The sequence below is a fragment of the Syntrophorhabdus sp. genome (assembly GCA_012719415.1).
Taxonomy (GTDB): Bacteria; Desulfobacterota; Syntrophorhabdia; order Syntrophorhabdales; family Syntrophorhabdaceae; genus Delta-02.
The window spans coordinates 1-13518 of record JAAYAK010000310.1; the positions used below are offsets into that span (position 1 = coordinate 1).

Sequence of the window (13518 nt, forward strand, 5' to 3'; positions counted from 1 at the left end):
ATTGACTTGAAAGTTATAAAATAACTTGGAGGAGGGAGAGAACAATGGCTAACGATGTATGGGTTTACATAGAACATAAAGACGGTGCCATTGCACCGATGTCTTTCGAGCTTCTCGGGATAGGCAAGCAGCTTGCCGACGGTTTCGGCTCCAGCGTCTCCGCCTTCGTGATCGGCGACAAGGTGGACGACCTCGCGAAAGAGGCGGGAGCCTACGGCGCGGCCAAGGTCTATGCCGTGGAAGGAGATGTCTTCAAGACCTTCAGGGGCGAGGCATACGCGAAGGCTGCAGCCTTTCTTCTGGACAAATACAAACCTGAGATCGCCCTCTTCAGGGCCACCGTCATGGGTACCGACGTGGCAGCAGCGGCGGCGGCGCAGCTTGGTTTCGGTCTTTGCACGGACACGATCGGACTCGCCGTCGACGGCGGCAAGGCCAAGATGACGAGAGCGGCCTTCGGCGGCAACTACACGGTTTCCGTCGTCAATGAAAAGGCAGCCCCTCAGATCGCCACGGTGAGGCCCAAGGCTTTCGCAATGCCGGAAAAGGACGCCTCCAAGAGCGCCGAGGTCGTGAAAGAGTCTTTTGCGCTCGCGGACGCCGATCTGTCCACACAGGTCGTCGAGTTCATCAAGTCAGCGACCTCCGTCAACCTGGTTGAGGCTGACATCATCGTTTCCGGCGGCCGCGGCCTCGGGAACGAGGGGGGCTTTGAGATCGTTAAGCAGCTGGCAGACCTTCTCGGCGGCGCAGTGGGCGCGTCCCGCGCGGCTGTCGACTCCGAATGGATCCCCTACGAGCACCAGGTGGGCCAGACCGGAAAGACCGTCAAACCGAAGATCTACATCGCCTGCGGTATCTCCGGCGCCATCCAGCACCTCGCCGGCATGAGGACATCTGATTGTATCGTCGCCATCAACAAGGATCCCGACGCGCCCATCTTCAAGGCCGCGACCTTCGGCATCGTCGGCGACTACAAAGAGGTTGTTCCGAAGATGATAGAGAAATTCAAATCCAAACTGGGCAGGTAAAGCAAAAGGGGAGGGCTAAGACCCTCCCCTTTTTTTTGTTTCAGGTTTCACGTTTCAGGTCTCAGGCTGAAGAGCAATACCGGTATGTCCCTCTTACCTGAGACCTGAAACGTTTTTTCTATTATTCCCTTCTTTTCCATTCCTATTATTCATTTGCCCTCAGGGGGCTTTTCTATTAGAATAGCGCCATGGAAAAACTTGATCTGAAGGGGAAGACGTGCCCGGTGCCTGTGATCGAGACGAAAAAGCTTATCGAGAGCAGACAGGTTGATGAGGTCGAGGTTGTCGTGGATGATCCGACTGCCAGCGAAAATGTGCGGCGTTTCCTGGGATCACGGGGCTATGCGACAACGGTATTGCAGGAAGGCAACGTTTACAGGGTCGAGGGTTGCCTGCAAGAGGGCGGGGCGATGGCGGAACAGTCCGGGACGCAGAAGAAGGTTCTCGTCTACGTCGACACCGAGACGATGGGAAGAGGGGACGACGGGCTCGGCAGGGTCCTCATGCGGTCCTTCCTGAGTACCCTCAAGGAATTGGAGGTCCGCCCCTGGCGGATCGTGTTCGTCAACGCGGGTGTCAGGAACGTGGTGGCGGATTCCGAGTACCTGGGCATTCTGAAGGAGATCGAAGCTCTCGGCGTGGAGGTCATCGCATGCGGTACCTGTCTTGATTATTTTCACCTCAAGGACAGTGTTGCCGTGGGGAGGACAAGCAACATGTTCGAGATCATGACCTCATTCAGCGAAGCCACGAACGTGATCAGGCCTTGAGCCGGCACATCACCCGGGCTCAGGGGCCATCAATGATCTATTTGGATAACGCGGCAACATCATTTCCAAAGCCACCGGAAACCATTGAATTTCTCAATGACTTCGTCCTGAATGTTGGCGGCAATCCAGGCAGGAGCGGCCACACCCTGTCTCTCGAGGCGGCGAGGGTGATCTTCGAGACCCGTGAAAGGCTTACTGCCTTCATCGGTATGACCGATTCCGAACGTCTCATCTTCACCCAGAACGGAACGGAGTCCCTCAATATGGCCCTTCTCGGGCTTCTCAGGGAAGGCGACCATGTCGTGACGACGAGCATGGAACACAACTCCGTCATGAGACCCCTCGAGTTCTTGCGTCACGAGCGCGGGATATCGTACACGGCCGTGCCCTGTTCACCCGGGGGATCTCTCGATGCCGGTGACCTCCGGTCCGCTCTCAGGCCGAACACGGCAGTTGTCGTGATCAATCATGGATCGAATGTAACGGGCACCGTGCAATCCCTCGACGGTGTCAGGGATGCCGTCGGCGAGACGGTTCTCGTGGTGGATGCCTGCCAGACGATGGGGTCCATGCCCCTTAACATGAAGGCGATGCAGGCTGATATCCTTTGTTTTTCAGGGCACAAGTCACTTTTTTCAGTCCAGGGGGTCGGTGCCCTTTACGTGAGACCGGGCATCGAACTGACGCCGCTCAAGTTCGGCGGAACTGGCAGTAAGTCAGAATCGATCGAACACCCCTCATTCCTGCCCGACAGGTACGAATGCGGGACACCCAACACACCGGGGATCGCGTCGCTTCTTGGCGGGTTGACCTTCATCCAAAAGGAAGGTCCCGTGAGGATCTTCGACAGGAAACAGACACTTCGGCGCATGCTCGTTGACGGCCTGAGGGACCTTCCCGGGGTCGTGGTGTACGGCCACAACGATAGGGGCGGGGCGACATATCTGGCCACCGTTGCCTTCAACATTGAAGGCAGGCTCCCTTCGGAGGTCGGCTACGAGCTGAACAAGAGGTCCATGTATGTCCGCATAGGTCTTCACTGCGCCCCCGCAGCGCACAGGACGGTCGGTACGTTCCCAAACGGGGCACTCCGGGCGTCACCGGGGTATTTTACCAGTGACGATGACATACAGGCCTTTGTCGAGGCGGTGAGGGACATTGCCGGGGAATAGATACTCCATCATTCTTTTTCGCACTATCCATGACGTCCTCCGGGCAGAGAAGACGCTCAAGAAGCAGGATGTCAAGCATGAACTCGTGCCGGTGCCAAGAAACCTCAGCTCCGACTGCGGGATGTGCATCCGCCTTGATACCGATGAGGTCGATGCACGGCAGTATCTGGAGAATATGGGGGTCGAGAAATGCTTCGTCTTCGACGGAGAGACCTACGAACAGGTCGATCTCGGGATCTGACGGCCTCCAGGTTTTAAGCTGGCGCCCCTCCTCACGCTCCGCGGACTCTCGTGCCGATGACCAGGTTTCTTCCCATCTTCCTCCCCTCATTGCGGCCGCTTTAGTAATCTGATTGGATTCATTCGGTTACAGTCTCTTTCCACCACTTGACAAAAAATATGTGAGTGAACACATTAATTTCACAAAGAGGAAATACCGATAAAGGAGGTTGTTGTCATGTTGTGGACAGATGGTTTTGGCATGTTTGGCAGAGGCCTTGACCCCTGGTCGGAGTTCCAGCGCATCGAGAACGAGATGAACCGCGTCCTGTCCAGATTCGTTTCTCCCTCAACAGGTGACTTCCCCGCGGTGAATATATGGAACGATGGGGAGGAAACCCTGGTGACAACGGAGATCCCGGGCATCGAGGCCGGCGGCATTGACATTTCCGTCATCGGCAAGACCTTGATACTCAAGGGCTCCAGGGAACCCGACAAGGTGGAGGAAGGCAATTCTTATCACCGTCGCGAACGCTGGTACGGCCAGTTCAGCAAGGCCATAGAGCTTCCCTTCACGATCGATGCTGACAAGGTCGCGGCCGACTTCTCGAATGGCATCCTTTCGATCCGGCTGCCGAGGTCAGAGGCGGAGAAACCCAGGAAGATCACCATCAAATCCGCCTGAAGGAGGTGCGCAATGGCTGACAAAACGAAGGAGATACAGAAGAAAGAGGCCGCTGAGGCAGATCTTGTGGAAAGGACGCGGGCAGCGAAGATATATAACCCCGATGTCGACATCATCGAGGGCAGGGACAAGATAGTCGTGATCGCCGACATGCCCGGGGTCGATGAGAGCTCCGTGGAGGTAACCCTCGACGACAACGTCCTGACCATCTACGGGAGGGTCGATTGGAAACTGCCCGAGAAGATGAAGCTTACCCACGCGGAATACGGCGTCGGTGACTACCAGAGGATATTCACCATATCAGGAGAGATCAACAGGGAGAATATCGAGGCTCACGTGAAGAATGGCGTTCTCAGACTGGTCATGCCCAAGAACGATGCCCCGAGAATGAGGAAGATCGCCGTGAAGGCGGGATGAAACATGACGTGAGACACACAGGAGGTACGATCATGACGACAAGAAGGATCTCACCGCTGGCAAAGAAAAGCCGGGACACCATCAGGTCCCCGGAGGAAAGCCCCCTCCTGTCGTTGCGGAACAATATAGACAGGCTGTTCGATAACTTCTTCCGGGGGTTTGACATCGGCCCCTTCACCACGACACCCGCGATGTTCAACCCCAGCATCGACGTGGCGGACAGCGGCAGGGACCTCAAGGTGACCATAGAGCTTCCCGGCATGAACGAAAAAGACATCGACGTGTCCATTACACAGGACTCGCTCACCGTTCGGGGAGAGAAGAGGGACGAAACCGAAGAGAAGGGCAGCAGCTACCATCGGATGGAACGCGTGTATGGCTCGTTCACGAGGACCATTCCTCTTCCCGTGGAGGTGGATGTGGACGGCGCCAAGGCAAACTACAAGAAAGGGGTCCTCTCCATCACGATCCCGAAGACCGAGAAGGCCCTCAAGGAGGCAAAGAAGATCCCGGTCAAAACATCAGGGAAGTAGAGGACCCGTAACACACCGCAGGTCACAGACCCCACCACACAGACAACGGTCACCGCTAGAGGGGTCCGTGACCTGCCTGTGCTCCACCCACACCGACGATCTCCGGGAACCTTCACTCTTAAAGTAACGTCTTTTTTTGCCTGAGACCTGGAACCTGAGACCTGGAACATGCGTCTACGTCCTTATCGCACCATGCGGGCACATCTCCTGGCAGCAGTAGCAGCGAATGCAGGCCTGGTAGTCGAACAGGGGAAACCGTTCGCCGAGGTGTATGGCATCGGCGGGACAGACCTCTGCGCATATGCCGCACAGCCGGCAGGTCCCCGGGTCCGCCTTCGGCTTCCTCGTAAGGAGGTTCCTGAGGAGTCTCTTAACGGGACGGGGCAGGTTCCAGTCGGTATCGCATGTCCGGGGCATGGGGAAACGGGCCGGGGCGGGAGGCGATCCAAGGTCGATCACCTCGTACGGGGGGATGAGGCCGTGACGGGCCGCGCAGGCAGTGATGGGAAGGATCACGCCGGGACAGAGACGGCCCTCTATGAAGGCATCGAGGGCAAAGGCGTCCCGTGACACAGCGACTATGCCGCAGGTCACGGGATCGCCGTTCGACGGCCCGTCGCCGCACATGCCCACGACCCCGTCGAGGACGGTCACCGTTGGGGAAACTAGGCGATGAATGTCAACCAGGATCGACGCGAAGAGGCCCCTGTCCCTTCCGGCGCGAAGATGCCACCGCCCCTTGGCGAACCCCCGGATGAACCCGAAAGTGTTCTTGACCCCGAGGGTCATACCCATCATGCTGTGAGTCTTAAGCTTGGGCACGTTGATGACAACCTCATACCTGTCGGGGTCCTCACCGAAAAGAAAGTCTCTGTAGGGCGATATCCCGCTTCCCCTTTTTACTGCCTCTTTGGTGAAGGGGACCACCTGGACGGCAAGTTCCCGGAGCATGTCGGCATAGCCCCCGTTCCTGAGGACACGGTCCAGCGACTCATATCCCGGGCTGTCCCCCAGACAGACGGTGCAGGAATGGTCGACAAGGAGTTCAATGAGGGCACGAAGAAAATCGGGGTGGGTGGTTACGGCCCGGTCGGGGGCCTTCGAGGCAAGGAGGTTGGGTTTGACAAGGACGCTGCGCGCCGAAATGTCGAGGTCGATCCGGCTGAATGCTCCTTCAAGAAAGCTTTTGATCTCCCGCGGGTCATAGGAGTCACTCCTCCCCGCCACCACCTTTTCCAGATGACTTCTCCCGGGAGAAACTGACCTCAAGGAACTTCATGCAGAGGTCACCCTCCCGAAGTCTCCAGCAGATCCTGTTATCCCTATCGTTCAGGTGATACGATACCGTGTATTCGGGGCGTTCTCTGACGAGATGACCGTCCTCGCTCCCGAGCGGTCCCTTGAGGGTCAGGTCTTCGATTATGTCCGTGATGCGGATGCGGAAGAGCCTGTAGAACTCATTCTCGTCGGTCAGCTCCTCCTCATCGGTCTTCATGATGAAGTGGTCGACGGACCGGTCGACAAAGAGCACCGTGTTGCCAAAAGGCCCGTAGACCTCGAGAAAAAGCCTGTCCGGATACATGGCCCTGAGGGACATATCGCCCGTGTACTGCCGGGTCTTGAGCATGACGTCTATCTCGCAAAGGGCCTCAAGATAGTCAAACTTTTCCGGCCACGATATGGAAACGGGTCTTTTCCCCATATGCGTGCAGGCGATCAATAGAAAAGGCAAGAGGGCAAGAAGAAGGACGCTCCTGCGCATCATTTCTTCTCTTTCAGTATCCTGAGCTTCTGCTCGACGGAATTCTTCTTTGAGGGATCCTTCTCCAGGGCCAGCGACCTCTCGTAGTGATGGACAGCGTTGCCGTAATCCTTCAAGGCCGAGTAGATGTCCCCGAGGTGCTCGTGGATGGTGGGGTCCTCGGGCATGAGATTGTTCGCCTTTCGTATCTCCTCAAGGGCGGCCCTCAGGTCACCCTTCTTGTAGAAGACCCAGCCAAGGCTGTCGATGATATACCCGTCATCCGGCCGCTTGATCAAGGCCCTGCGTATCATCGCCTCCGCTTCGTCGAGACGGACACCCTTCTCAGCGAGGGAATAGCCCACGAAGTTGAGGGCATTGGGATATTCCGGGTCAATGGCAAGGACGTCATTCATGATGGCGAGAGCCTTTTCGGACTCGCCCTTCTTCTCGTGAAGCATGCCGATCTGGTAAAGGACCTCGAGGTTCGCCGGCTCGATCCGCCGCGCTTCCTCAAGGGCGCTGATGCCAGCGGCGAGATCGTTCTTCTCCTCGTAGAGCATGGACAAGAGGATGTAGAGGTCGGGCTTTCTGTCCATGCCCGGCAGGTATCCCGTTATTGTCTTTATACCCTCGTCTATGGTCCCCGACTTGATGTAGATCAGGGTCATCTGTTTCAGTGCCGTCAGGAACTCCTCCGCCTTCGGATCGATCTTGGAGAGTTCATTGAGGGCCTTCCTCACATCCCCCTTTTCCCTCCAGGACATGGCAAGGTATATTCTCACCGTGTAGTTGTCGGGCTTGCTGGCGAGGACCATGTTGAATTCCTGTATAGCCTCGTCGTACCGGGCCTTTTCGTAGTGGAGCAGGCCGATGCGGATCCTTAAGGACAGGTCCTGGCGGTCGAGGTCGGAAAGCTCTTCAAACTTGCCTATGGCCTTGTCGTACTCCTTTTGCCGTATGAATATCGTGGCGAGCCTCGATCGTGCCTTCTTGTCGTTCGGGTCATAGGAGATGACGGCCTGGTAATACTCGACGGCCTTCTCCAGACTGCCCTCGATCTCATATATGGTGCCGAGGTCGAGGAGGGCGGGGGTGAAGTTCGGCTTTATCTCCAGCACCTTTGCCAGGTAGGTCTTTGCCCTGTCATAATCCTTCGCCTCACCGTGCAGCCGGCCTGTGTAATAAAGGGCGATGATATTGTCATCATCATAGGCGAGCACCTTTTCGTAGATGGTGATGGCGTCGCCGTACTTCTTCTCCCCGATATAGATGGAGCCCAGATACATGTAGGCCTCGGTGTCCTCGGGATTGAGCTCTATGCACTTCTCGTAGAGGGCCTTGGCCTTGTATGTGACCCCCTTCGATGCGTGAATGCCCGCGAGGATCATGAGCGCGACGCGGTTCGCGGGGGCTAGTGCTATTGTCTCGTTGAGGAGCTCCTCCGCCTTCTGAATCTCCCCTCGCTTCACGAAAAGAGAGGCAAGGGAAGTCCTGATCTCAGCGGAGCCGGGATCATCCTTCAGCGCTTTGCGGTAGTATTCCCCGGCGTCATCGTATCTCCCGAGTGCCTCGCTGAAATACCCCCTGAGAAAGAAGTATACGGAATCCGAACGGGTTGCCGCGTGGAGCTGGGCACAGAAAAGGAACATGAATGAGACAAGGATCGCCGATATTCTCATCACCCTGAATGATAGCACAGAATGGAGGGGAAATCTAATCATGGGATGGCGTCGAGCCCTACTTTATGAGCCAGCCGATGCGTGACCACCGCACGTATTGGACCGCGCTCATCGCGCCGCTGTCCCAGGAGAAGTAAATGATCAGCGCCTTGCCTACAAGGTGCCGTTTTTCAACAAAACCCCAGTACCGGCTGTCGAGGCTGTTGTCCCTGTTGTCACCCATCACAAAATAGCAGTCCTGCGGTACCTTGACGGGAGGGATGTTGTCCTTGTCGATGAAGGGCAGGAAACCGCGCGAGGCCGGCTCGGGCCTGAAATGTCCCCAGGTATCCTTTATCCTCTTTCCGTCGATGAATATGGCCTTGTTCCTGATCTCCACCGTCTCGCCACCCGTGGCGATGACACGCTTGATGTAGTCCTTGGTGGGGTCCTCGGGATACCGGAAAACGATGATGTCCCCGCGCTTCGGTTTCCCCGTGGTGAAAAGCACGTTGTCGATGAAAGGCATCTTGACCACGTAGCTCATCCTGTTGACGAGCAGGTGGTCCCCGACGAGCAGGGTGGGCTCCATAGAGCCCGAGGGTATCTTGTAGGCCTGGATCACGAAGCTCCTCACGAGAAGGGCGATCAGCGCGGCGATGAGGATCGATTCAATGTACTCTCTGGTCTTGGTCTTCTTCTTTTCCATTAACGCTCCTTATACCTCTTTCCTGCCGGGCGGCAACACGTGCGATGAAAGGGGGGCTCACGCTCACATCTTCTCGGGCGCCGAGACACCGACGAGGCCGAGGCCATCCCTGATCACTCCCTGAAGGGTGGACATCAGGAGGAGGCGGGCGCGGGTCAGCGCGGCGTCATTTCCGAGCACCCTCGTCTTGTTATAGTAGCTGTGGAACCTGCCCACGAGTTCCATGAGGTAGAACGTGACGCGATGGGGCTCAAGACTCCTGGCAGCGCCTTCGAGGACGCTGTGATAGCGAGTTATCCAGCGTATAAGGTCGAGCTCTTCCTTCAGGGTCAAAAGGCCGCAGTCCGCGCCGGCAAGATCGTCCGTGTTGATGCCGGCCTCACGGGCGTTTCGGAAGATGCTCTCTATCCTGGCGTGGGCATACTGGACATAGTAAACGGGGTTTTCGTTGGATGTCTTCTTCGCCAGGTCGAGATCGAACTCAAGGTGGGCGTCGCTCTTCCGCATAAGAAAGAAATAACGGCAGGCATCGCGACCGACCTCATCGAGGACCTCCCTGAGCGTCGTGAACTCACCGGAGCGCGTCGACATCCCCACCGGTTTACCGTCCTTGATGAGCGTGACGAACTGGATGAGCAGAAACCTCAGGTCTTCCTTGTTCCTCCCCAAGGCCTGGACGGATGCCCTGAGGCGGGGGATGTACCCGTGGTGGTCGGAACCCCATATGTCCACGAGGACCTCGTAGGAACGCTTGAACTTGTCGAGGTGATAGGCGATGTCGGATGTGAAATAGGTGTTCTCTCCGTCGGACTTGACGAGGACCCTGTCCTCATCCTTTTCAAAAAGGTCCGTCTTGAACCACAGGGCGCCGTCCCGTTCAAAGGCAATGCCCCGCTCCCTGAGGATGGCAAGGGTCTCATCCACAACGCCTGAGGCGTAGAGCGACGACTCCAGGAAGTAGTTGTCGAAGGCGACGCCGAACTCCCTGAGGTCGTTCTTGATGCCCTCCATAATGTGGGAGCTCGCGTAGACAGACAAAAGATCGATCGCCTCCTCCTCCCCGGCAGGCACTGCGATGCCTTCGTCCATGACCTTGCGGGCAAGCTCCCGAACGTAATCGCCCTGGTAAAGGTCCTGAGGGTATTCCACCGTTTCGCCTTTAAGCTCCTTGAGCCTCAGGAAGGTGGAACGGCCAAGCGTTCTGATCTGTCTCCCCGCGTCGTTGATGTAGTACTCCCTGCCCACAGTGTGCCCCGTTTTCCTGAGGAGATTGGCCAGCACGTCGCCGACGGCCGCACCTCTGCCGTGCCCGATGTGCAGGGGACCCGTCGGGTTGGCACTGACGAACTCGATGAGGACCTTCCTCCCGCCGCCCACATTGGGGTAGAGGCTCTCGATCCCCTTTGAGGCCGTATCCTTGAGAAGCTGCTGCCATAGAGCGCCCCTGAGGGAAAAGTTTATGAAACCGGCCCCGGCCACGGCGACGGATTGGCAAAGGTCGGAGCCCTGCATCCTTTCCACGAGCATGTTCGCGATGTCGAGGGGCTTCTTCTTCAGTTGCGGGGCAAGAATGAAGGCGACGTTCGTGGAATAGTCCCCGAACCCTTCCTCCCGGGGAGTTTCGATGATGAAGTTCAGTCTTGCATCAGGGGGTATCGAACCCGAGCGTTGCGCATCCTCTATACCGTTATTTATTATCTTTGCCGCTATCGATCTCAGCATCCACTTTGTCCTTTTTTATCTGAAGGTCCCGTGTGAAATCGGGGCACCGCAGGGATACGTCTTTCCCCTGGAGATACTTTTTCTTGCACTCCTCGCGCCATGCGCAAACAACACAAAGAGTAGGTTCGTCGCTCACAGGTTGCCTCCAAGGATCTCGCCGTACAATCCGGGCTTGATCTCTTTTAATATGGGCCACTCGCGCCGAATGAGCTTCAGCCGGTCGAGGTCTACGTCGGCGAGAAGGACCGTGTCGGACCTGCCCGTGGGCCCGCCGATCAACTCCCCCTCGGGATTGACGCAAAAGCTCATGCCGTAGAAATCCTGTGCCTCTTCGCTGCCCGCGCGGTTCACGCGCATGACATACACCCCGTTCGTGATCGCGTTGGAAGAGATGACGCTCTGCCAGATGTGCTGGGACTTGAAAGCGCACGAGGTGGGCGCGAAGACCATATCGGCCCCCTTGAGCGCCAGTATTCTCGTACCCTCCTGAAAGAAATTGTCCCACGACATCTGTATGCCGAACTTGCCATGGCTTGTCTCGAAGACGGGAAGTCCCGTGTCCCCCTGTGCGAAGTAGAATTTCTCTTCCCACAGCGGTATGTCCGTCACGTTGAGCTTCCGGTATGTCCCGAGCGTCCTGTCGCCTTCGATGACAACCGTCGAATTGAAGTGATGGTCCTCCACCTTCTCGAAGATGGGCAGAATGATGACCGTGTCCGTTCCCTTCACGAGCGATTTGAAGAGCCCGACGGTGTCGCCACCTGCGGATTCGGCCAGAGCAAAGGCACTCTCATCCCGATCCTTCGGGAACCAGTACTGGTTGAAGAGTTCCTGGAAGCAGATGATCTTTGCCTTTTCGTTAAGGGCTGCATTGAGAAGCTTGATGGCGGTGTTGACGTTCCTGTCCTTGTCCCTGGTGCAGGCGAATTGTATTCCGGCTATTTTCATGAACGTTCTCTGACGACATCCCCCTCGTTCCACCCGGCGGCCCCTGGCTCATCAATCGCCTCTCAGGTCGGGCCGGGCAGGAAGATAATATCACAAAACGAGGAGTTTATGCCGCAAATCTCCTTGGTTCTTCTGGAATTTGTTCAATGCAAAGAAAGGTACCAGATGAAAACGCTCTATGTCAAGGAGAATTAAGGGAAAAGCCCGTGTGCGCGGACAGGGAAGGGTACGGGTCCTCAGCACACGCACACGGACGCGGTGTCAGTAATTCTCGGCCAGGACCTCATAGTGCGCCTGCGGGTGGGCGCACGCCGGGCAAAGATCAGGGGCTTCCGCTCCTTCGTACACGTAGCCGCAGTTCCTGCAGCGCCATTTGACCACGGAGGGCTTCTTGAAGACCTGCCCCGTCTCCACGTTCTTCAGGAGTTTGCGATAGCGTTTCTCATGTTCCATTTCAACCCTGGCTATCTCCCGGAAGACCGTCGCGATCTCCTCAAAGCCTTCCTCGTCGGCCACCTTCGCCGCCTCGGGATAGAGAACAGTGTGTTCCAGGTTCTCGCCAGCCGCCGCGGCCTTCAGGTTCTCCGCTGTGCTGCCTATGACACCGGCCGGGTAGGCGGCGGTGATCTCCACCTCGCCACCCTCGAGGAACTTGAAGAAGCGTTTCGCGTGCTCCTTTTCGTTGTCCGCGGTATCGGAAAAAATGAAGGATATCTGCTCGAAACCGTCCTTCTTTGCCTGGGATGAAAAATAGGTGTATCTCATCCGCGCCTGTGATTCCCCGGCGAAACTGGCCAGGAGGTTCTTCTCGGTCTGTGTTCCCTTTATGCTCTTCATCGCGTCCTCCGCTCTCTAGTTCTTCCACAGGCCGTGGACATTGCAGTATTCCCTCGCCGTCACGGCATCGCCCTTGACGGGGAAAAAAGCCTCGGGCGCTTCGCCCGGTTTGAGAAAACGCCGGTACACCGCTCCGTCGACGATAGCCTCGATCCATTCTATATAATGCTTCTCTTCCATGGGATGGGCGACGCTGCCGACCTTTATCGTGATCCCGTCGGCCCCCTTTTCGGTCACGGGCACGTGCTTCTCCGTCGAAGCGTCGACGGTGTTCTCCATGAGGAGTTTCATGGGCTCATTGCAACAGACGAGCGCCCCTTTTCCGCCATGGAGCACTTCAACGATGTTCCCGCATATCTCACACTTGTATACCTGAAGTCTTTCAGCCATGTGCGCCTCCTTTTTCGATGAATTCGACTGCGTATCACGACGATGATGGTCTCAGGTTAATACACGGTATGGGTGATGTCAATGGCCTTAGCGCCCCATCCGGGAGGGCGACATGTCGCTTTCAATCCCCCGGGGAGACACGAAGGGAGGGCACAATTCTCTTTTAAGACCTCTATTTTTATGATAGTTTATCCCCAATGTTTGGTATTGGTCTCCCCGAACTCATTCTCATAATGATCGTCGCACTCCTGGTGGTAGGGCCGAAGAAACTGCCCGAACTCGCACGGTCCATCGGCAAGGCCCTTCATCAGGTCAAGAGCATGACCGACGATGTGAAGCAGTCCTTCGAGGAGGTCACGTCAGACGATCTTGAAGAACCCCGGAAAGAGGAAGAGGCGCAGACGACGGAAACCGTCGGGGACAGCGATGCCGAGGATGCCGGGACAGAGGGTGCGGGCGAACCCTTCACCGCGGAAGCAGCAGCTTCCAGCGAAGAGGACATGATCGAGTTTCCCGCGAACCCGGAACCCGATGAGGACAAAGAGGTGCAGGCAGCGGGGGTCGAGCAAGGCCCCCGGGAAGACCCGCACGGTCAGCCTGGCACAGGCGAGTCCGGCGGATACGGCAACCTGAGGGGGTAATCGCGCACCTGATCGCTTCCCGGGGCGATAAGACGATGTGTC

Annotated in this window: 16 protein-coding genes; 8 read left to right on the plus strand and 8 right to left on the minus strand. The window is 57.0% G+C overall.

What is annotated here, in order from left to right:
- The first annotated feature begins 44 nt into the window (after positions 1-44).
- The 7 genes from GXX82_17225 (at position 45) to GXX82_17255 (ending at position 4827) form a co-directional block, all read left to right on the plus strand.
- Entirely contained in the window at positions 45-1031 is a 987-nt protein-coding gene (locus tag GXX82_17225; GenBank protein NLT24787.1) for an electron transfer flavoprotein subunit alpha/FixB family protein, read from the plus strand.
- Positions 1032-1219: 188 nt separating this feature from the next.
- Complete coding sequence (gene yedF, locus GXX82_17230) at positions 1220-1801, plus strand: sulfurtransferase-like selenium metabolism protein YedF (protein ID NLT24788.1); 582 nt, start codon at positions 1220-1222, stop codon at positions 1799-1801.
- A gap of 32 nt (positions 1802-1833) precedes the next feature.
- Positions 1834-2973 carry an aminotransferase class V-fold PLP-dependent enzyme gene (locus tag GXX82_17235; GenBank protein ID NLT24789.1) on the plus strand — a complete coding sequence of 380 codons (1140 nt, stop codon included), beginning with the start codon at positions 1834-1836 and terminating at the stop codon, positions 2971-2973.
- Entirely contained in the window at positions 2960-3214 is a 255-nt protein-coding gene (locus GXX82_17240; protein ID NLT24790.1) for a DUF3343 domain-containing protein, read from the plus strand. The genes GXX82_17235 and GXX82_17240 overlap by 14 nt, the downstream gene beginning before the upstream one ends.
- A gap of 216 nt (positions 3215-3430) precedes the next feature.
- A complete protein-coding gene (locus tag GXX82_17245; protein NLT24791.1) occupies positions 3431-3877 on the plus strand; it encodes an Hsp20/alpha crystallin family protein in 447 nt (148 codons plus the stop codon).
- Between the two features lie 12 nt (positions 3878-3889).
- Positions 3890-4294 carry an Hsp20/alpha crystallin family protein gene (locus GXX82_17250; GenBank protein NLT24792.1) on the plus strand — a complete coding sequence of 135 codons (405 nt, stop codon included), beginning with the start codon at positions 3890-3892 and terminating at the stop codon, positions 4292-4294.
- Between the two features lie 32 nt (positions 4295-4326).
- Positions 4327-4827 carry an Hsp20/alpha crystallin family protein gene (locus tag GXX82_17255; protein NLT24793.1) on the plus strand — a complete coding sequence of 167 codons (501 nt, stop codon included), beginning with the start codon at positions 4327-4329 and terminating at the stop codon, positions 4825-4827.
- A 174-nt stretch (positions 4828-5001) separates the two neighbouring features.
- On the opposite strand, the gene GXX82_17260 is transcribed toward GXX82_17255, so the two are convergent.
- The 8 genes from GXX82_17260 to GXX82_17295 all read right to left on the minus strand — a co-directional run bounded on the left by GXX82_17260 (position 5002) and on the right by GXX82_17295 (position 12835).
- Positions 5002-6054 (minus strand): DUF362 domain-containing protein, encoded by a 1053-nt coding sequence (locus tag GXX82_17260; GenBank protein NLT24794.1) that lies wholly within the window; start codon positions 6052-6054, stop codon positions 5002-5004.
- Complete coding sequence (locus GXX82_17265; GenBank protein NLT24795.1) at positions 6038-6592, minus strand: hypothetical protein; 555 nt, start codon at positions 6590-6592, stop codon at positions 6038-6040. The genes GXX82_17260 and GXX82_17265 overlap by 17 nt, the downstream gene beginning before the upstream one ends.
- Positions 6589-8250: a tetratricopeptide repeat protein gene (locus GXX82_17270; GenBank protein ID NLT24796.1), complete on the minus strand. Its 1662-nt coding sequence runs from the start codon at positions 8248-8250 to the stop codon at positions 6589-6591. Before GXX82_17270 ends, GXX82_17265 begins: the two co-directional genes overlap by 4 nt.
- Before the next feature lie 58 nt (positions 8251-8308).
- Entirely contained in the window at positions 8309-8938 is a 630-nt protein-coding gene (gene lepB, locus GXX82_17275) for a signal peptidase I (GenBank protein ID NLT24797.1), read from the minus strand.
- A gap of 63 nt (positions 8939-9001) precedes the next feature.
- Positions 9002-10660, minus strand: a complete 1659-nt coding sequence (locus GXX82_17280; GenBank protein NLT24798.1) for an arginine--tRNA ligase — start codon at positions 10658-10660, stop codon at positions 9002-9004.
- 132 nt (positions 10661-10792) lie between these two features.
- A complete protein-coding gene (locus tag GXX82_17285) occupies positions 10793-11608 on the minus strand; it encodes a hypothetical protein (GenBank protein ID NLT24799.1) in 816 nt (271 codons plus the stop codon).
- A gap of 261 nt (positions 11609-11869) precedes the next feature.
- On the minus strand, positions 11870-12445 hold the full coding sequence (locus GXX82_17290; GenBank protein NLT24800.1) for a rubrerythrin family protein: 576 nt from the start codon (positions 12443-12445) through the stop codon (positions 11870-11872).
- A gap of 15 nt (positions 12446-12460) precedes the next feature.
- Positions 12461-12835 (minus strand): desulfoferrodoxin, encoded by a 375-nt coding sequence (locus GXX82_17295; GenBank protein ID NLT24801.1) that lies wholly within the window; start codon positions 12833-12835, stop codon positions 12461-12463.
- 197 nt (positions 12836-13032) lie between these two features.
- On the opposite strand from GXX82_17295, the gene tatB reads away from it, so the two are divergent.
- Positions 13033-13476: a twin-arginine translocase subunit TatB gene (tatB, locus tag GXX82_17300; protein ID NLT24802.1), complete on the plus strand. Its 444-nt coding sequence runs from the start codon at positions 13033-13035 to the stop codon at positions 13474-13476.
- The last annotated feature ends 42 nt before the right edge of the window (positions 13477-13518 follow it).